Here is an 18100-nt window from a genome sequence, read left to right as displayed (position 1 = left end):
CCCCGGCGCGGCCCTTCAGGCCTTGGCCAACGCCTGCAGCTTGCAGGCGGTCGCCCAATTGCGCGTGGTGATGGCGTCGCGGAACCTGGCGCCGACCAGGGCGTTGGCGACCTTGTCTTCCAGGATGCCGTGCCGGCACCAGAGATAGAACGCGTGCGCGCCGAGCGAGCAGTCCTCGCCGGTGTCGGCGAGGGCGCGAAGCGCCGTCCGATCGGCTTTGGCCCCGAAGAAGCCGAGCAGCATCCGCGACGGATCGTCGATGCGCGCGGCGAACGGATTGCCGGCGATGGCCGCGTCCAGTTCCTGCACGGTGATTACCAGCACGTTGGCGGTGACGCCGGTGCGCTCGGCCAATGCGGCGGCGATGCGCGTCGCGTTGGCGGCGGGCGCCCTGCGTCCGGCCTCGAACACCGCGTTGCCGCTGTTGAGCAGGGTGCGTACCCGGGTGAAGCCCAGTTCCTCCAGCAGCGTGCGCAGATCGGCCATGGCGACGCGCTTGGCCTTGCCGACGTTGATGCCTCGGAACAGGGCGATCTGGATGGCCACTCAGACTTCCAGGGTCGCCAGATCGCCCTTGGTTTCCAGCCAGGTCTTGCGGTCGCCGGCGCGCTTCTTGGCGAGCAGCATGTCCATCAGCGAGCGCGTCTGCGGCTCGTCGTCGACGGTGAGCTGCACCAGGCGGCGCGTATCGGGGTGGATGGTGGACTCGCGCAACTGCTGCGGGTTCATCTCGCCCAGGCCCTTGAAGCGGGTGACGCTGACCGCGCCCTTGATCCTCTCGCGCTCGATGCGCTCCAGCAGCAGGCGCTTCTCCTCCTCGTCCAGCGCATAGAACACCTGCTTGCCGACGTCGACGCGGAACAGCGGCGGCATCGCCACGAAGACGTGTCCGGCCGCCACCAGCGCCGGGAAGTGGCGCAGGAACAGCGCGGTGAGCAGGGTGGCGATGTGCAGTCCGTCGGAGTCGGCATCGGCCAGGATCACGACCTTGCCGTAGCGCAGTCCGGTGATGTCGTCCTTGCCGGGGTCGCAGCCGATCGCCACGGCGAGATCGTGCACTTCCGTGGACGCCAGCACGCCGCCGGAGGCCACTTCCCAAGTGTTGAGGATCTTGCCGCGCAGCGGCAGGATCGCCTGGAAGTCCTTGTCGCGCGCCTGCTTGGCCGAACCGCCGGCCGAATCGCCTTCCACCAGGAACAGCTCGGTGCGGGAAAGATCCTGCGACAGGCAGTCGGCGAGCTTGCCGGGCAGGGCGGGGCCCTGGGTGACCTTCTTGCGCACGATCTGCTTTTCGGTCTTCAGGCGCGCGCTGGCGCGCTCGATCGCCAGCTGCGCGATGCGCTCGCCCAGGTCGGTGTGCTGGTTGAGCCACAGCGAGAAGGCGTCGTGGGCGGCGTTCTCGACGAAGCCGGCGGCCTGGCGCGAGGACAGGCGCTCCTTAGTCTGTCCGCTGAACTGCGGGTCGGTCATCTTCACGCTGAGCACGAAGGCGACGCGGTCCCAGACGTCCTCCGGCGCCAGCTTGACGCCGCGCGGCAGCAGGTTGCGGAAATCGCAGAACTCGCGCAGCGCGTCGGTGAAGCCGGTACGCAGGCCGTTGACGTGGGTGCCGTGCTGCGCGGTCGGAATCAGGTTGACGTAGCTTTCCTGCACCAGGTCGCCTTCCGGCACCCAGGCCACGGCCCAGTCGGCGACTTCGGTGTCCTTCTTCTGCGCGCCGACGAACAGATCCGCCGGCAGCAGTTCGCGGCCGACGAGCTCGCCCTTCAGAAGTTCGCCTTTCAAATACGCGCGCAGGCCGTCCTCGTAATGCCACTCCTCGCGTTCCTTGCTGGCCTCGTCGTACAGCTTCACGGTCAGGCCGGGGCACAGCACGGCCTTGGCGCGCAGCAGGTGCTTGAGCGCGCGCAGGCCGAACTTCGGCGTGTCGAAATATTTCGGATCTGGCCAGAAGCGCAGGCGCGTGCCGGTATTCTTCTTGCCGACGCTGCCGACGACTTCCAGCTTGGAGGCCCGGTCGCCGTCCTGGAACGACATCTTGTATTCGTTGCCGTCGCGCTTGATGTAGACATCCACGCGCCTGGACAGCGCATTGACCACGCTCACGCCGACGCCGTGCAGGCCGCCGCTGAAGGTGTAGTTCTTGTTGCTGAACTTGCCGCCGGCGTGTAGGCGGGTGAGGATCAGCTCGATGCCGGGGATCTTCTCCTCCGGGTGGATGTCCACGGGCATGCCGCGGCCGTCGTCGGCCACCTCGCAGCTGCCGTCGGCGAACAGGGTCACCTCGATCTCGCGCGCATGGCCGGCCAGCGCTTCGTCGACCGCGTTGTCGATCACTTCCTGCGCCAGGTGGTTCGGGCGCGCCGTGTCGGTGTACATGCCGGGGCGGCGCTTGACCGGGTCCAGCCCGGAGAGGACTTCGATGTCTGCGGCGTTGTAGCGTGAACTCATGCGGTTCGGATTCTCGGTGCTGGCGGTTGCGCCGTGGCGGCGGAGGCGCCGCGGCGGGGGAAGGCGCCCTAGTTTAGAGATTCTGGGCTGCCGCGGGGCGATTCGGCCCGTCGGAATCCGGGGCGCGCCGGTCTAGGTGTCGGGCCGCGAGTCGCGGCTGCGCATGGCATTCGGGAGCGCCGGCCGCGGGCCGGGTGGGCCGCTGGCGCCTGCGCGAACGGCATCGGCCCGGCGCTGTCCACGCGGCTGATGCGAAGTCTCCGTTCCCCCTGCATGCAAGGCCGGATGGACGGGAATCCGGCCCGGTTCGCATGCGGCTGCCGGCATCGATCCGTATGCTATGGTCGCAGCGCAGGGGCGAACGCGGACAGCTCAGGGGTGCCGTAGAAAACGCATGCACGCAGGCCGCGAGTCGCCATCGCAGGACATCACGCAGCTGTTCGTCTCGTGGCGGCACGGGAACGGGGCGGATTTCGACGCCCTGTTCGCCGCGCTGTACCAGGAGCTGCGCGCGATCGCGCACCAGCAACTGGCGCGCGCCAGGGCCTCGGACACGCTGCGCACCACCGCCTTCGTGCATGAGGCCTATCTGCGGCTCGCGGACGGCAAGCGGCTCGACGTCAACGACCGCGGACATTTCCTCGCGCTGTGCGCGCGCGTGATGCGCAACGTCCTGGTGGACAGGTCGCGCGAGCGCGGCAGACAGAAGCGCGGCGGCGATCTGCAGCGGGTCGAGCTCGACGAGGAACCGGTCGGCGACGCGCCCGGCGCGGCCGACGTGCTGGCGGTGGATGCCGCCCTCGAGCGCCTGGCCCGGCTCGATGCGCGCCAGGTCGAGATCGCGCAGATGCGCGTGTTCGGGGGGCTGACGCTGGAAGAGGCCGCCCAGGCGCTGGGCGTGTCCGCGGCAACGGTCAAGCGCGATTGGCGCAAGGCGCGCATGTTCCTCGTGCGAGAGCTGAACCTCGAGCCCGGCGCATGAGGCAGGAGGGCGAGGAGAAGCGCCGGCAGGCGCGATGGCGGCGAATCTGCGCGGTGCTCGATGCGGTGCTCGACGCACCGGAGGCCGAGCGCGCACGCATGCTCGACGCGCAATGCGCCGGCGATCCGGACCTGCGCGCGGAGGTGGAGGCATTGCTCGCGGCCGAGGCCGTGACCGACCGGCGTATCGACTCGCCGGTCGCCGACTGGGCCGGCGGCGCGCTCGGCGAGGGCGAAACCGCGCAGGCGCATGTCCCGAGCGAGACGGTCGGCCGCTATCGCCTGGTGCGGGAGCTGGGACGCGGCGGCATGGGGGCCGTCTGGCTGGCGGAGCGCTTCGAGGAAGGCTTCGAGCAGCAGGTCGCGCTGAAGCTGCTCAAGCGCGGCCTGGACACGGATGCCATTCTCGAGCGCTTCCTGGAAGAGCGCCGCATCCTCGCCCGGCTGCGCCACCCGAACATCGCGCTGTTCCTCGACGGCGGCGTTTCCGGCCACGGGCAGCCGTGGTTCGCCATGGAATGGGTCGACGGCGAGCCGATCACGCGCTGGTGCGATGCGCGCACGCTGGCGGTGCGCGAGCGCGTCGCATTGTTCCTGGACGTGATCGCGGCAGTGCAGTACGCCCACCAGCAACTGGTCGTGCACCGGGACCTCAAGCCCGGCAACGTCATGGTGGGCGGCGGAGGACAGGTCAAGCTGCTGGACTTCGGCATCGCCAAGATGCTCGAGGCGACGGAGGGCAGCGCCGAGGCGGCGACCCTGACCCGCCTGGGCTGGCGCATGCTCACGCCCGAGTACGCGGCCCCCGAGCAATTGCGCGGCGAGCCGGTGAGCACGGCCACCGACGTCTACGCGCTGGGCGTGCTGCTCTGCGAGCTGCTCGTCGGACAGCGTCCGTCGGTTGCCGGCGCCGCGGCGCCGCAGCGCCCCTCCGCGCAGCTTTCCGAGGCCGCCGCCGCGCTGCGCGGCGGCGGCAGGGAGCGCCTGCGGCGCATGCTGCGCGGCGACCTGGACACTATCGTGCTCAAGGCCCTGCAGCCCGAGCCGGCGCGCCGCTACGGCTCCGCGCAGGCACTGGGCGAGGACCTGCGGCGCTGGCTGGACGGCCAGCCGGTGCAGGCGCGGCCGGACAGCGCCTGGTACCGCACGCACCGGTTCGTGTCGCGCCATCGCTGGGGCACGGCGGCTGCGGTCGTCGTGGCATTGTCGCTGGCGACGGGCGCGCTGGTGGCCGCGTGGCAGGCGCGCGAGGCGCAGCGGCAGGCGCTGGCGGCGAAGCAACAGGCGCTGGAAGCCAAGAGGCAGACGCAACGGGCGGAGCTAGCCAAGGATTTCCTGATCAAGATCATCTCGCAGTCCGATCCCTACGCCTGGCGCGACGACAAGGAGCCGACCGTGACGGCCGTGCTCGAGGCCGGCACCAGGCTCGCCGACGAGGATCTGCGGCAGTCGCCGCAACTGCATGCGGAAATGCTGGTCGCGCTCGGAAACATCTACGAGGCGCGAGGCCAGCTCGATCGCGCCGAAGGACTGATGCGGCGTTCGCTCCAGGAGCGGCGCAAGCTCTTCGGCGAAAACCATGAGGCGTATGCCGACTCGCTGTTCCAGCTCTCCAGCGTGCTTTATGCCAAGGGCGACTGGAAGGCGGCGCAACAGGCGGCGAGCAGGGCGGCTGCGATCTTCGAGCGCACGCTCGGGAGTCATCCACGCACCGCGGAGGCGTACGAGGGGATGGCGAATGCCCTGGGGCTGGGGAATGATCCGGACGAGGCCATTCGTTTGCGGCGCCGCGCGCTGGAAATCTTACGCCGCGCGAAAGGCGAAAACGGCACGCAAGCGGCCCGCGTCGAGCAGACGCTCGGCCTGGATCTGATCGATCGGGGACGGCACGCAGAGGGCGAGGCCATGCTGAAGCATGCGGTCGACGCCCGCAGGCGGCTTTCCGGTCCCCGTAGCCTGGGCTACGCGAATGCGCTGGGCAGCTACGCGACGGGACTGGCGAACATGGGGGAGATCGAGCGCTCCATCGCGCCGGATCGTGAAGCTCTCGCGATCTACCGCAAATTTCGGGATGCCGGCCAGTTGGAAATCGCGATCGGCAATCTGGGACAGACGTACCAGCGGGTCGGCCGCTTCGGCGAGGCGGAACGAGCCCTGCGCGAGGCCTTGGATATCGCCATGAAAGGCCCCAAGGCCGGTACGCGCTGGGAGGGACGTCGACTCCTCGGCTTGGCCAACCTGTTGGTCGCAAGCGGGCGGCACGACGAGGCGGAGCCCTTGATGCGCCAGGCGTTGGCGATCATGGAGCGCGATGCGGGCCCGGAGCACGAATGGACGGCAGAGGTGTTGAACAAGTTTGCGGGACTGCGCCTGGACCAGGGTCGCACCGAGGAGGCCGCCGTCCTGGCAAAGCGCGCCGACACGATGCTTCGGCGCCAATATGGACCGGACGATTTCAGGACCGCGCTGAACCAGGGACTGCTGGCACGGTTGCAATACCTCGATGGCGATCCTGAGGCAGGATTGGCCTCGTCGGAGCGGGCATTGCGGAGCGTGGCGCGGGCACGCGGCACGGGCTGGGCATCGACATCTTCGGCCGCCTCGGGGCTGGCCAAACTGCAATTGCAGGTCGGTCAGGCGCGGCAAGCCGAAGCCGCTTTCGGCGAGATCGCCCGGGCGTCCGACGCGAAGGAACTCAGGCCGGAAGCGGTCGAGGCCGGGATGCTGCGCGGTGCGGCGCTGATGCTTCTCGGTCGCCTGAAGGAGTGCGAGCCCGTCCTGCGTGAGGCGCTGTCGCGGCGACAGGCGCTGTATGGAGACGGAAATCCATGGACCGGCGAAGCCAGGCTTTATCTGGGGGTGTGCCTGTCCAGGCAGGGCAGGGTTGACGAGGGACGCGCCTTGATCGGTCGGGGGCGCAAGGAGTTCGCTCGTCAGTTCGGCGCCAACCACTTCGTGGTGCGATTGGCGGACCAATCGCTGCGATCAGGCCGATGACCAGGGCATGGCGGCGTAGCCTGTCTCCAGGCGATACGCCGTCGCTCGCTTCGGCTTGATCCACAGGTCTGGCGATGCGCCTGCCGGATTTATCTGTGCGGAACCCCGCCCATGGGATGGCGGCGAGCGGTGCGATGCCCGCCTCGCTGCAAGACAGTTTCGGCGGATGCCGACGATCTTTTACGAACGCGTCTCGAGCTGCTCCAGCATTTCCTGGATCGCCGTGCGCGCCTCTTTCGTCGGCGCCGTTTCCAAAAGCTTTTCGAGCGCGCCGGCCAGGGAGGCCTGGTCCCGAGACTTGGCCAGTTGCGCTCTCCACTCCGGGCTGATCACGGCCGCCTTCACGAAATGCCGCAGACCCGTTTCGCCCGTCGCCGAGAGCAAATCCATGATTCTCGCCGGCTGCAGACCAGCGCCTTTGAGTGCGTCAATCAGGATGCCCAACCCGAGCATGTCTCCCTTGCTGGAGAGAAGTCCCGGAAAGCGCCGGGCGAGAGCGGCGACCTGACCGGGATCGAAACCAGCGTCCACGAGCTGCTTGATCGAATCCGGATTGGCGGCGAATACTTCGGCCAGGCTCGGTTCGAAACCGATCTGGCCCAGGTATTTCCTGATCTCGGCTTGCATCTGCTGTTCATCCACGAAGTCCCCGATCACCTGGCCCGCGATGCTCAAAACGACCGCCGCAACCGCCAGGAACGGGGATGCGGGCGTGGGAATGGCCGCTGCGATGGCGACCATTCCGCTGGCGATATTGAACATGTCCGCCCAGTTGAGCTTGCCTTCCTGCATCTGTCTCTCGAGGCTTTCGCCAACGCTCACCAAAGACAGGAGCACGCCAAGGGTCTTGCCGAGGAACTTTACCGTTATCGCGGCGCCTTCAAGGACCGCGGCGAACTTTCCGCTTTCGGAAGCGAAGTGGCTCAGGATCGCGACGATGCCGCCGGCGGTGTCGGTTGTCGCCACGCCAAGCTCGATCAACGCACGCATGGAGTTGTCGAGTTCTCCGCGGCTCGATGCCGTAAGCGCGACCGTCATCGACAGAATTCCGCCAACGAGATTGCGGAAAGGCCCCGTCTCGTCGAGGATTTCGGCCAATTCCCTGGCATTTGGACAACGACCTTCCGGGAAGAGGGCGAGCAGTTTCTCCAGTTTTCCGATGACGCCGTCCACGCCATCGAAAGAACCCTTCAATGCTTCCAGGAGCGCCTGCAGCCCGCTTTTGACGTCACCCTCGTTCTGAACGGTGGTCTGTGCGAGCGCGCTGGCGCCCGCGGTCCGCTCCAGCGCCGCCACGTCGATGCCGCTCTTTTCCAATTGTGCGAGTGCGGCCGGAACCGCTTTTACCGCTATCAGCACTTGGACAGCAGCGATGCCCTCGCCGTATCTGGCCAGGCTGCCGATCAGGTCCGGAATGTCGGACAACTCGTATCTGTTCAGAAGCGTCGCCACGACATCCCTGGCGGCAACGGCCACCACTTCGGCCATGGGCGCCGCGGTGCTCGCGGCCCTTTCGTAGATCGCCGCGTTCGCGGGATCGCTGATGAACTTCCGATAGAGCTCCTGCTTCTGCTCGTTGGTCAGACTGTTCCCGAGCCGGACCAGCATGGCGAAGAACTCCTTGTCCTTGGCCGCCTTGGCATCCTGTGCGGATTTGTAGGCCTGATAAACTTCCTTGACCAGTTCGGCGACGCCGTTGCGGAGTTCAAGAGCCTGTACCGAACGAAGGGTCCCGTTCTCGACCCTGGATTGAAGTTCCTTGAGGACCAGGATTTTCAGCGTCCGGCTATCACTGGCACCCTGATGCAGCGCCTGCAGGAACTCGCGAACCTGCTGGTCCGACATCGCCCCAGCCAGATTCCGCGCGACCTCACGCATCAATTGCTGGCCCTCGATGCTTCCGGAAAAGCGCGACATCATGCTTCCGAGCGTCGCCTGCAATTGCTTGTCCCCCGCCGCATCCCTGGCCAGTTGCCCGAGGACGTCCTTGCATTCCGTTGCGAACCGGGCGGCCACTTCGGGCGGCATGTCCTTCATCTTGTCCGCCAGGTACTTCGCGGCGGCTTCCTTCATGCCCGCGTTGTACAGCTGCTCCGCCACCTGCCGCTCGTTCGCGGCCATTTCCTTGAACTCCGGGCTCTTCAGGTACTTCTGGATCGCCTCGCGGCTCATCGATTTGAAGTCCGGCACGACCTGCAGGCCACCGTCCTCGCCCGGGGGCGGGGCGGGCTTGAACTCGACCGATTGCGCCGTGCCGCTGTCGCCCGCGGCCGGAGCGGCGCGCGGCGGGATCAGCAGGGCGGTTCCGGGGTACACGGCCTGCCCGGGGCCGAGGTCGTTCGCCTCGCGCAGCGCGGGCTCGGTCACGCCGTGCTGGTCGGCGACGCTCGCCGGATCCTCGCCGGACTGGAGCACGTGCAGCTTGGGCGCCGCGTCGGTCTTTGCCGGAAGCTGGTCGGCCCGCGCGGGCGAAGGGGCGGGGGCCAGTCGAGGCAGGGCGTTCTCAATCATGGGGGTCTCCGGTTCGGAAGCGGGGTTGGCATCCAGGTCGCCGGGGCGATGCTTCGCCCGCGACCGGTTTGCCGGGAACGGCAGCGCGCTTCGCGGTCGCCGTCTCCTTCAACAACGCCCATCGCCGTTCGGCGACGGATTGGATCGCCGGAAGATGAACGGCGTGCTCCGCAGCGGTACGGGGCGCGGTCGAGTGCGGAAAATGGGAGGCGCGGGCGGGGCGTTCCGGCGCCCGGCCTGTCTTCAGCCCGTCTCCGGCCGGTGCAAAGGCGTCGCCGCGCGCCATTCAGCCGAGAGCCGAGCCGCGAGGGGTAGGGTGGCGGCTCGGCGCGAATCCATCGCGCCTTTCGCGACCACAGGAGAGTCCCATGACCCATCGCAGATTTCTGTTCGCGGCCGCCATCGCCGCCGTGATCGCCGCGCCGGGCGCCCTGGCGCAGTCGCACGCCGATGCCGACAAGGCCGCCAAGGCCGAGCAAGCCGAGCAGGCCAGGCAGTCGGCCGAGGCCGCCGAGGCCAAGGCGCGCGCGGCCGAGCAGAAGGCCCGGGAGGCCGAGCGCAAGGCCGCCGCGGCCGCCCAGCAGCCCGAGGAAGAAGAAGAGGAACGCAAGAAGCCGATCTGACGGCCGGAGGCGCCACTGCGTCACAAAAGGGTGGAAATCGGCGCCCGATCGGCGCTTTTTCGCCGATCGGGCGCCGTCGCGCGATTGCGAAGGCCATCCCGGACCAGTATCTTGGCCGCCTCGGCTGGCGACCCCACCTCCGCCGCCTGTCAGCCTTCAAGGAGCGAATGCTATGAACAGATTGATCGTGACGGCCGTTCTGGCCGTTTCCGCGCTGGGCCCGTCGCAGGCGGCCCAGGCGCAATCCCGCGTCCAGCCGCAACTGCAGACGGATTCGCAGCGCGCCGGCACCGCGGGCGAGGGCTATACGCAACTGCTCACCGACTCCCAGCGCCGGCAGAGCCGCCAGGACACCGCCGGCGCGGCCGCCGGCATGCGCGGCGGCCAGGTGGAAGCGCAGGTGGACGGATACGCCGCGCAGGGCGAGGGCCAGCAGGGCTACGGCGACGAGTCCTCGCGCCGGCCCGCCGGCGCCATGACGAGCCTGGGCCGGGCGGCGGCGGTCGACGCGGTGAATGCCGCCGCCGGCATCGCCAACAACGCCATCATCCGTCACGGCGGCCAGACCCTGGAGCTCTACAAGGGCCCGGACGGCATCGTCAGGAACCGCGTGCGCGGGGGCGAGGACGGCCACGACCACGCGCAGGAAGCCGCGCCCGCTTCGGGCGAATAAGCGCCGCAAGGCACCCGCCGGGGCCGCCGCGGGCGCGCCCTGCGGCGGTTCATGTTCCGGCGCAGCCGCCGAACCGGTAGAATGTGGCTTTCCAGCGATCTGCTGAGCCCATGACTCCCCCTGCTGCAGTTACCCCGCTTGTTTTCGTTACCGGCGGCGTGGTCTCTTCCCTCGGGAAGGGCATCGCGGCCGCCTCCCTGGCTGCCATCCTCGAAGCGCGCGGCCTGCGCGTGACGATGATGAAGCTCGACCCCTACATCAACGTCGATCCGGGCACGATGAGCCCGTTCCAGCACGGCGAGGTCTACGTCACCGACGACGGCGCCGAGACCGACCTCGACCTCGGCCACTACGAGCGCTTCGTCAACGTCCGCCTGTCCGGCAGGAACTCGATCACCACCGGCAAGATCTACGAGAACGTGATCCGCAAGGAGCGCCGCGGCGACTACCTGGGCGCCACCGTGCAGGTGATCCCGCACATCACCGACGAGATCAAGCGCTGCATCGACGCGGCCACCGAAGGCCACGACGTGGCCCTGGTGGAGATCGGCGGCACCGTCGGCGACATCGAGTCGCTGCCGTTCCTGGAAGCGATCCGCCAGCTGCGCACCGACCGCGGCGCCGACAAGGCCATGTTCATGCACCTCACCCTGGTGCCGTACATCGCCGCCGCCGGCGAGCTGAAGACCAAGCCCACCCAGCACTCGGTGAAGGAGCTGCGCTCGATCGGCATCCAGCCCGACGTGCTGCTGTGCCGCAGCGAGCAGCCGCTGCCGGACGGTGAGCGCCGCAAGATCGCCTCCTTCACCAACGTGCCGGAGAAGGCCGTCATTTCGGCCATCGACCTGGACAACATCCACAAGATCCCGATGTGGCTGCACGCCCAGGGGCTGGACCAGATCGTGGTCGAGCGCCTGCGCCTGGAGGAGAAGGCGGCGCGTTCGGCCGACCTGTCCGAGTGGCTGGCCGTGGTGGACGCCGCCGAGCACCCGATCGACGAGGTCACCATCGCGGTGGTCGGCAAGTACGTCGACCACAAGGACGCCTACAAGTCGGTGGGCGAGGCGCTCAAGCACGGCGGCATCCGCCAGCGCACGCGCGTGCAGCTGAAATGGCTGGAGTCGCAGGACATCGAGCGCAACGGCGCCGAGGCCGAACTGGCCGGCGTCGACGGCATCCTGGTGCCGGGCGGCTTCGGCGACCGCGGCTTCGAGGGCAAGGTGCTCACCGCGCAGTACGCGCGCGAGCGCAACGTGCCGTACTTCGGCATCTGCTACGGCATGCAGGCCGCGGTGGTCGACGTGGCGCGCAACCTGGCCGGCCTCGAAGGCGCCAACAGCACCGAGAACGACAAGCGCTCGCCGCATCCGGTGATCGGACTGATCACCGAATGGCGCACGCAGGCAGGCGAAGTCGAGCGCCGCAGCGAGGAGAGCGACCTGGGCGGCACCATGCGCCTGGGCCTGCAGGAGCAGCGCCTGAAGCCCGGCACCCGGGCGCGCGAGCTGTACGGCAAGGACGTGGTGGGCGAGCGCCACCGCCACCGCTACGAGTTCAACAACCGCTACCGCACCCAGCTCGAGGATGCCGGCCTGCTGATCTCCGCCAAGTCGATGGACGACCTGCTGGTGGAGATGGTCGAGCTGCCGAACCATCCGTGGTTCATCGCCTGCCAGGCGCATCCCGAGTTCCTCTCCACCCCGCGCCACGGCCATCCGCTGTTCGTCGGCTTCATCCGCGCCGCGCGCGAGTTCAAAGTCAATGAAGGCAGGGCCGGCGGGCGCCTGCTCAAGGAGGCCAACGCGTGAGCGCGCGCGCCGCCGTCCCGTCCCCCGCAGCGACGAAGGGTCGAATGCGATGAACCTGTGTGGCTTCGAAGTCGGCCTCGACCGGCCGTTCTTCCTGATCGCCGGCCCCTGCGTGGTCGAATCCGAGCAGCTGCAGCTCGACGTGGCCGGGCAGCTGAAGGAGATCACCTCCGACCTCGGCATCCCTTTCATCTTCAAGTCCAGCTTCGACAAGGCCAACCGCACCTCCGGCAGCAGCTTCCGCGGCCCCGGCATGGAGGAGGGCCTGCGCGTGCTGGCGGAGGTCAAGCGCCAGATCGGCGTGCCGGTGCTCACCGACGTGCACGAGTACACGCCGATGGACGAGGTCGCGGCGGTGGTGGACGTGCTGCAGACCCCGGCCTTCCTGGTGCGGCAGACCGACTTCATCCGCAAGGTGTGCTCGGCCGGCAAGCCGGTGAACATCAAGAAGGGCCAGTTCCTCTCGCCGTGGGACATGAAGCCGGTGGTGGAGAAGGCCAAGTCGACCGGCAACCAGGACATCCTGGTGTGCGAGCGCGGCGCGAGCTTCGGCTACAACAACCTGGTCAGCGACATGCGTTCGCTGAGCGTGATGCGCGACACCGGCTGCCCGGTGGTCTTCGACGCCACGCACTCGGTGCAGCTGCCGGGCGGGCAGGGCACCTCCAGCGGCGGCCAGCGCGAGTTCGTGCCGGTGCTGGCGCGCGCCGCGATCGCGGTGGGCGTGGCCGGCGTGTTCATGGAAACCCATCCGAAGCCGGAAGAGGCGCTCAGCGACGGCCCCAACGCCTGGCCGCTGCCGAAGATGCGCGCGCTGCTGGAGACGATGCTGGAGCTGGATCGCGTCACCAAGCGCGGACAGTTCCTGGAAAGCACCGTATGAAAGGGGCCGTATGAAATTGTTGCCGGCGGCGCGGTTCCCGCGCCACCGCATTCGCTTCGCCATTCGCGCCTCCGCCGGGACGGCAGCGATCCACGACACCGTCTCCAAGTAGCCAGCCCATAACCCCATGAGCAAAATCGCCAAGATCCACGCCCGCGAAATCCTCGACAGCCGCGGCAATCCCACCCTCGAAGCGGAAGTGACGCTGGAAGACGGCAGCTTCGGCCGCGCCATGGTGCCTTCGGGCGCGTCCACCGGCACCAAGGAGGCCGTGGAGCTGCGCGACGGCGACAAGACGCGCTATCTCGGCAAAGGCGTGCAGAAGGCGGTGGCCAACGTCAACGGCGCCATCGCCCAGGCCCTGGTCGGCTTCGACGCCGACGACCAGACGGGGCTCGACAAGCGCCTGATCGATCTGGACGGCACCGAGAACAAGGGACGCCTGGGCGCCAACGCGCTGCTCGGCGTTTCGATGGCCAACGCGCACGCCGTGGCCGCCTCGAAGAAGATCCCGTTGTGGCGCTGGCTGGGCGATATCAACCAGGCGCACCTGGCGGCCGTCCATGGCGCGGCGGCATCGGCTGCGGATGGTCCGGCCAGACCATCCGCAGCCGGGCGCTCGCAGGCGCTGACGGCGCCTGCTCTCCCGGTGCCCATGATGAACATCATCAACGGCGGCGCGCATGCCGACAACAACGTCGACCTGCAGGAGTTCATGGTGCTGCCGGTGGGCTTCGATTCCTTCTCCGAGGCGCTGCGCGCCGGCACGGAGATCTTCCATGCCCTGAAGTCGGTGCTGAAGGGCAAGGGCCTGAGCACGGCGGTGGGCGACGAGGGCGGTTTCGCGCCCGACCTGCGCAGCAATGCCGAGGCGCTGGACACCATCCTCGAAGCGATCGGCAAGGCCGGCTATCACGCCGGCGAGGACGTCCTCCTCGGCCTGGACGTCGCCTCCAGCGAGTTCTACGACAACGGCAAGTACCACCTGGTCGGCGAGAACAAGCGCCTGACCAGCGAGCAGTTCGTCGACTTCCTGGCCGACTGGTGCGCCGAGTACCCGATCATCACCATCGAGGACGGCATGGCCGAGGACGACTGGAACGGCTGGAAGCAGCTCACCCAGCGCCTGGGCGAGAAGGTGCAGCTGGTGGGCGACGACCTGTTCGTCACCAATCCTAAGATCTTCAAGGACGGCATCGACCAGGGCGTGGCCAACGCCATCCTGATCAAGGTCAACCAGATCGGCACGCTGAGCGAGACGCTGGAGGCCATCGCGATGGCCGACGCCGCGAAGTACGCGGCGATCGTCTCGCACCGCTCGGGCGAGACCGAGGACACCACCATCGCCGACATCGCCGTGGCCACCACCGCCACGCAGATCAAGACCGGCTCGCTGTGCCGCAGCGACCGCGTGGCCAAGTACAACCAGCTGCTGCGCATCGAGCAGGCGCTGGGCGCGCAGGCGCGCTACGCCGGCCGCGACGCCTTCGTCTCGCTCAAGCGCTGACGGTCGCCGCATGCGGGTCCTGTCCATCGTCGCGCTGCTGCTGGTGCTGCTGCTGGCCTGGCTGCAGTACCGGCTCTGGGTCGGCCATGGCGGCGCGGGCGATGTGGCCGAGCTGCAGCAGCAGGTGCTGGAGCAGGAACGCGCCAACAGCGGCCTGCGCCAGCGCAACGACGCCCTGGCCGCCGAGGTGAAGGACCTCAAGAGCGCCGACGGCGGCGCCGCGGTGGAGGAGCGCGCGCGCAGCGAGCTCGGCATGATCAAGCCGGGCGAGACGTTCTACCGCGTCGTCGAGCGCAGCCCGCAGTCCGCGCCGGCGCAGCAGCAGGCGCCGCAGCCGCAGGAGCAGACGCCGTGACCCCGGATCGGGTCCGGGGCAGGCTCTGGGCGGTGGTGCCGGCCGCCGGCAGCGGCAGCCGCTTCGGCGGCGAGGTGCCCAAGCAATACCTCGCGGTCGACGGCCAGCCGCTGCTGGCGCATACGCTGCAGGCGCTGCTGGCGCATCCCAACCTCGAAGGCGCCGTGGTGGTGCTGGCCGAGGGCGACGCGCATTGGGCCGGCTGGTCGACGTTCGCCGGCAAGCCGCTGCTGACCTGCGTCGGCGGCCGCGCGCGCGCCGACTCCGTGCTCGCCGGCCTGGCCGCGCTGCCCGACTCGGTGCGCATGGACGACTTCGTGCTGGTGCACGATGCCGCGCGACCGAACCTGCGCGCGGCCGATCTGGACCAGCTGCTCGAGCGCGGCCGCAACGATCCGGTCGGCGCCATCCTGGCCTCGCCCGTGCGCGATACGCTCAAGCGCGCCGGCGACGACGGCGGCATCGATTGCACCGAACCGCGCGAGCGGCTGTGGCGCGCGCTCACGCCGCAGCTGTTCCGGCGCCTGCAGCTGGCGCGCGCGCTCGAGGCCGCGCGCGAGGCCGGCGTCGACGTCACCGACGAGTCGATGGCGATGGAACGGCAGGGCCTGCGGCCGTTGCTGGTGGAAGGCGCCGAGGACAACTTCAAGATCACGACCCCGGCCGACCTGGCGCGGTTCGAATTCGTGCTGTCGCAGCGCTGAGGCCGGAATGGACGTCAGGATCGGACAGGGCTTCGACGTGCACGCCTTCGGCGAGGGCGACCACGTGATGCTGGGCGGAGTGCGCGTGCCGCACGCGCGCGGCGTGCTGGCGCACAGCGACGGCGACGTGGTGCTGCATGCGCTGTGCGACGCCATGCTCGGTGCGCTGGCGCTGGGCGACATCGGCAAGCACTTTCCGCCCTCGGATCCGCGCTGGAAGGGCGCGGACAGCCGGACGTTCCTGCGCCACTGCCGCGACCTGCTGCGCGAGCGCGGCTGGCGCCTGGGCAACGCCGACCTCACCGTGATCTGCGAGCGCCCGAAGCTCGGGCCGCACGCCGAGGCGATGCGCGCGCTGATCGCGGCCGACCTCGGCGTCGACGCGGACGCGGTCAGCGTCAAGGCCACCACCAGCGAGAAGCTCGGCTTCACCGGCCGCGAGGAAGGCATCGCGGCGCAGGCGGTGTGCCTGCTCGTGCGCGCGTGAGTTCCGTCGCGATGCCTGCCGCGCTTGCGCGCGCCGCGGGGGCGCCGGCGCTGTCGGCGCGCATCCGCACCGAAGCCGAGGATTTCTTCGTCGAGGAGCTCGACGGCTTCCAGGCCAGCGGCAGCGGCGAGCATCTGCTGCTGACGGTCGAGAAGCGCGGCATGAACACGGCCTTCGCCGCCAGGCGCATCGCCGAATGGGCGGGAGTGGGCGAATCGTCGATCGGCTATGCAGGCCTGAAGGACCGCCATGCCGTGACGCGCCAGCGCTTCAGCGTGCACCTGCCGCGGCGCAACGCGCCGCCGGTGGAGACGCTGGGCGGCGACGACCTGCGCGTGCTCGCGTATGCCTGGCATGCGAAGAAACTGCCGCGCGGCGCGCTGGCGGGGAACCGCTTCGCGCTGCGCCTGCGCCAGGTGCGGGGCGAGCGCGCCGCCATCGAGGATCGCCTGCGCCTGCTGTCCGCGCGGGGCGTGCCGAACTATTTCGGCGAGCAGCGCTTCGGCCGCGAGGGCGGAAACCTTGCCAATGCCCTGGCGATGTTCGCCGGGCGACGCGTGCACCGCGACCAGCGCACGCACCTGCTCTCGGCCGCGCGCTCGGAATTGTTCAACCGGGTGCTGGCCGCGCGCGTGGCGGAAGGCTCGTGGAATCTCGCCCTCGACGGCGAAGTGTGGATCCTCGATGGCAGCCGCAGCGTGTTCGGTCCGGAAGCCTGGAGCGACACGCTGGCCGAACGCCTGGCGCGCTTCGACATCCATCCCAGCGCGCCGTTGTGGGGGCAGGGCGCCTCGCGCGCGACGGGGGACGCGCTGGCGCTGGAGCAGCGCGTGCTGTCCGACGGGACGTCGCCGGCATTGCGCTCCGGCCTGGAAAAGGCGGGGCTCAGGCAGGAACGGCGCGCGACGCGCCTGCGTCCGCAGGAATTGTCCTGGCAATGGCGCGAAGACGGGGACTTGCAGCTGGCCTTCGCCCTGTCGCCCGGCGCGTACGCGACGACCGTACTGGCCGAGCTCGGCGAGATCGCCGACGCGCACGGCGATTAGCGCATCGCGATGGGGCGATCGGAAGCGGTTCCGGCCGGTTCAGGCATCGCCCTGATGCACGTAGAGGGTTTCATGGATCTCGGCGACGACGCTGTCCTCCTCCAGATCGAACTCCAGGTAGCCGTAGTGCTCGGTGAACACGGCAGCCACGGAGTGCGCCGGGCGAATGAGGGCGAACGCCAGGGAGAACCGGACGACCCTGCCGGGCGGTTCCCGAATCTCCACCGAACGCGAAACGGAGAAGTCGGAGGCGCTGAGGCCCTCGCGCGCGATCTCGGCGATCGGACGGCCCAGTCTGGCCGAGAGTTCCGGCGCCCAGTCCTGGATCATTTCCTGCATGGGGCGGGGCGGTCTCATCGGCGTCCTATCGGGGCTTGAGCAGCACCAGCACCGCGCCGCCGCCGCCCTGCGCGGCGGGCGCGGAATGGAAGGCCAGCACGTCGGCGCGCTGGCGCAGCAGGCGGTCGACCAGGTTTTTGAGCACCGGCACGCGGCTGTCGCCGTGCAGGCCCTTGCCGTGGACGATGCGCACGCAGCCGATGCCGGCCTCGCGCGCCTCGCGCAGGAAGCGGCGCAGCAGCGCCTCGGCCTCGGCGCTGTCGGCATGATGCAGGTCGAGCTCCTCCTGCGCGGCATAGTCGCCGCGCCCGAGCCGGCGCAGCACGCGCGGCGGCACTTCGTCGCGGCGGTACTGCATCGCGTCGCCGGCCTCGAGGAAGGACGCCTCCAGCGCACGCTGGAATTCGCTGCGCGCGTCCTCCTCGTCGCGGCGCGCCATGCGCGGCACCGGCGCCGGCTTCGACGCCGCGGGCGGGGCCTGGACGGCCGGCAGCTCGCGCACCGGCCCGATGGCCGCGCGGAACAGCGCCGCGTCGTCGTCGCCCCGTGCGTCCGCCGCCGGCCCGGGATCGGGGCCCGAAGGCTTGGAACTGGGACGTTTGCCGGTGGGAGCCATGTCCCAGCCTAGGAAATTTCCGTCGCAGTGTCATGCCGGCCGTCATGCCGGCCGGAGCGGGGATCGGCGGACGGGACAGGCGCGGCGTTCGGGAAGCAGGTCCATTCGAACGCCCGTGT

16 protein-coding genes are annotated in these 18100 nt (G+C 69.2%); 11 read left to right on the top strand and 5 right to left on the bottom strand.

The genetic code is table 11. The annotated features are described in order from the left end of the window. Nucleotides 1–15 precede the first annotated feature (15 nt). Nucleotides 16–546 carry a DUF1697 domain-containing protein gene (locus MD221_RS05395; RefSeq protein WP_242108359.1) on the bottom strand — a complete coding sequence of 177 codons (531 nt, stop codon included), beginning with the start codon at nt 544–546 and terminating at the stop codon, nt 16–18. Further along, entirely contained in the window at nt 547–2451 is a 1905-nt protein-coding gene (gene parE, locus MD221_RS05390) for a DNA topoisomerase IV subunit B (RefSeq protein ID WP_242108357.1), read from the bottom strand. A gap of 394 nt (nt 2452–2845) precedes the next feature. On the opposite strand from parE, the gene MD221_RS05385 reads away from it, so the two are divergent. Both MD221_RS05385 and MD221_RS05380 read left to right on the top strand, forming a co-directional pair. Further along, on the top strand, nt 2846–3433 hold the full coding sequence (locus MD221_RS05385) for an ECF-type sigma factor (protein WP_242108355.1): 588 nt from the start codon (nt 2846–2848) through the stop codon (nt 3431–3433). Continuing rightward, on the top strand, nt 3430–6429 hold the full coding sequence (locus tag MD221_RS05380) for a serine/threonine-protein kinase (RefSeq protein WP_242108353.1): 3000 nt from the start codon (nt 3430–3432) through the stop codon (nt 6427–6429). Before MD221_RS05385 ends, MD221_RS05380 begins: the two co-directional genes overlap by 4 nt. Nucleotides 6430–6609: 180 nt before the next feature. On the opposite strand, the gene MD221_RS05375 is transcribed toward MD221_RS05380, so the two are convergent. Beyond that, nucleotides 6610–8940 (bottom strand): LysM peptidoglycan-binding domain-containing protein, encoded by a 2331-nt coding sequence (locus tag MD221_RS05375; RefSeq protein ID WP_242108351.1) that lies wholly within the window; start codon nt 8938–8940, stop codon nt 6610–6612. Between the two features lie 368 nt (nt 8941–9308). Between MD221_RS05375 and MD221_RS05370 the strand changes: the two genes are divergently transcribed. From MD221_RS05370 to truD, 9 genes are all read left to right on the top strand, one after another. Further along, nucleotides 9309–9563, top strand: a complete 255-nt coding sequence (locus tag MD221_RS05370) for a hypothetical protein (protein ID WP_242108349.1) — start codon at nt 9309–9311, stop codon at nt 9561–9563. A gap of 172 nt (nt 9564–9735) precedes the next feature. Beyond that, nucleotides 9736–10236, top strand: a complete 501-nt coding sequence (locus tag MD221_RS05365) for a hypothetical protein (protein ID WP_242108347.1) — start codon at nt 9736–9738, stop codon at nt 10234–10236. 110 nt (nt 10237–10346) lie between these two features. Continuing rightward, a complete protein-coding gene (gene pyrG / locus MD221_RS05360) occupies nt 10347–12044 on the top strand; it encodes a CTP synthase (RefSeq protein ID WP_242108346.1) in 1698 nt (565 codons plus the stop codon). Nucleotides 12045–12093: 49 nt separating this feature from the next. Further along, complete coding sequence (gene kdsA / locus MD221_RS05355) at nt 12094–12927, top strand: 3-deoxy-8-phosphooctulonate synthase (protein ID WP_242108344.1); 834 nt, start codon at nt 12094–12096, stop codon at nt 12925–12927. 127 nt (nt 12928–13054) lie between these two features. After that, nucleotides 13055–14434, top strand: coding sequence for a phosphopyruvate hydratase (eno, locus tag MD221_RS05350; protein WP_242108342.1), 1380 nt, complete (start codon nt 13055–13057; stop codon nt 14432–14434). 10 nt (nt 14435–14444) lie between these two features. Then, nucleotides 14445–14789 (top strand): cell division protein FtsB, encoded by a 345-nt coding sequence (ftsB, locus tag MD221_RS05345; RefSeq protein WP_242108340.1) that lies wholly within the window; start codon nt 14445–14447, stop codon nt 14787–14789. Continuing rightward, nucleotides 14786–15493 (top strand): 2-C-methyl-D-erythritol 4-phosphate cytidylyltransferase, encoded by a 708-nt coding sequence (ispD, locus tag MD221_RS05340; protein ID WP_242108338.1) that lies wholly within the window; start codon nt 14786–14788, stop codon nt 15491–15493. Before ftsB ends, ispD begins: the two co-directional genes overlap by 4 nt. Before the next feature lie 7 nt (nt 15494–15500). Further along, on the top strand, nt 15501–15980 hold the full coding sequence (gene ispF / locus MD221_RS05335; RefSeq protein WP_242108336.1) for a 2-C-methyl-D-erythritol 2,4-cyclodiphosphate synthase: 480 nt from the start codon (nt 15501–15503) through the stop codon (nt 15978–15980). A gap of 11 nt (nt 15981–15991) precedes the next feature. Continuing rightward, the gene (gene truD, locus MD221_RS05330) at nt 15992–17026 is read left to right on the top strand and encodes a tRNA pseudouridine(13) synthase TruD (RefSeq protein WP_242108334.1); all 1035 of its coding nucleotides are present in this window, start codon (nt 15992–15994) and stop codon (nt 17024–17026) included. A 39-nt stretch (nt 17027–17065) separates the two neighbouring features. Here the strand turns inward: truD and MD221_RS05325 are convergent, their stop codons facing one another. Then, nucleotides 17066–17365: a hypothetical protein gene (locus MD221_RS05325; protein ID WP_242108332.1), complete on the bottom strand. Its 300-nt coding sequence runs from the start codon at nt 17363–17365 to the stop codon at nt 17066–17068. 25 nt (nt 17366–17390) lie between these two features. After that, nucleotides 17391–17981, bottom strand: coding sequence for a Smr/MutS family protein (locus MD221_RS05320; RefSeq protein WP_242108329.1), 591 nt, complete (start codon nt 17979–17981; stop codon nt 17391–17393). Nucleotides 17982–18100: the final 119 nt, after the last annotated feature.

It is taken from the genome of Luteimonas aquatica (assembly GCF_022662575.1).
GTDB lineage: Bacteria > Pseudomonadota > Gammaproteobacteria > Xanthomonadales > Xanthomonadaceae > Luteimonas > Luteimonas aquatica.
The sequence above is the reverse complement of the archived record's forward strand: the minus strand, read 5'-3'. Positions and strand labels throughout refer to the sequence as shown.

What these genes read in the sequence shown, in the direction of transcription:
- parE (WP_242108357.1), bottom strand. Translation starts at nt 2,451, where the DNA reads ATGAGTTCACGCTACAACGCCGCAGACATCGAAGTCCTCTCCGGGCTG.
- MD221_RS05385 (WP_242108355.1), top strand. Translation starts at nt 2,846, where the DNA reads ATGCACGCAGGCCGCGAGTCGCCATCGCAGGACATCACGCAGCTGTTC.
- MD221_RS05380 (WP_242108353.1), top strand. Translation starts at nt 3,430, where the DNA reads ATGAGGCAGGAGGGCGAGGAGAAGCGCCGGCAGGCGCGATGGCGGCGA.
- MD221_RS05375 (WP_242108351.1), bottom strand. Translation starts at nt 8,940, where the DNA reads ATGATTGAGAACGCCCTGCCTCGACTGGCCCCCGCCCCTTCGCCCGCG.
- MD221_RS05370 (WP_242108349.1), top strand. Translation starts at nt 9,309, where the DNA reads ATGACCCATCGCAGATTTCTGTTCGCGGCCGCCATCGCCGCCGTGATC.
- MD221_RS05365 (WP_242108347.1), top strand. Translation starts at nt 9,736, where the DNA reads ATGAACAGATTGATCGTGACGGCCGTTCTGGCCGTTTCCGCGCTGGGC.
- pyrG (WP_242108346.1), top strand. Translation starts at nt 10,347, where the DNA reads ATGACTCCCCCTGCTGCAGTTACCCCGCTTGTTTTCGTTACCGGCGGC.
- kdsA (WP_242108344.1), top strand. Translation starts at nt 12,094, where the DNA reads ATGAACCTGTGTGGCTTCGAAGTCGGCCTCGACCGGCCGTTCTTCCTG.
- eno (WP_242108342.1), top strand. Translation starts at nt 13,055, where the DNA reads ATGAGCAAAATCGCCAAGATCCACGCCCGCGAAATCCTCGACAGCCGC.
- ftsB (WP_242108340.1), top strand. Translation starts at nt 14,445, where the DNA reads ATGCGGGTCCTGTCCATCGTCGCGCTGCTGCTGGTGCTGCTGCTGGCC.
- ispF (WP_242108336.1), top strand. Translation starts at nt 15,501, where the DNA reads ATGGACGTCAGGATCGGACAGGGCTTCGACGTGCACGCCTTCGGCGAG.
- truD (WP_242108334.1), top strand. Translation starts at nt 15,992, where the DNA reads ATGCCTGCCGCGCTTGCGCGCGCCGCGGGGGCGCCGGCGCTGTCGGCG.
- MD221_RS05325 (WP_242108332.1), bottom strand. Translation starts at nt 17,365, where the DNA reads ATGCAGGAAATGATCCAGGACTGGGCGCCGGAACTCTCGGCCAGACTG.
- MD221_RS05320 (WP_242108329.1), bottom strand. Translation starts at nt 17,981, where the DNA reads ATGGCTCCCACCGGCAAACGTCCCAGTTCCAAGCCTTCGGGCCCCGAT.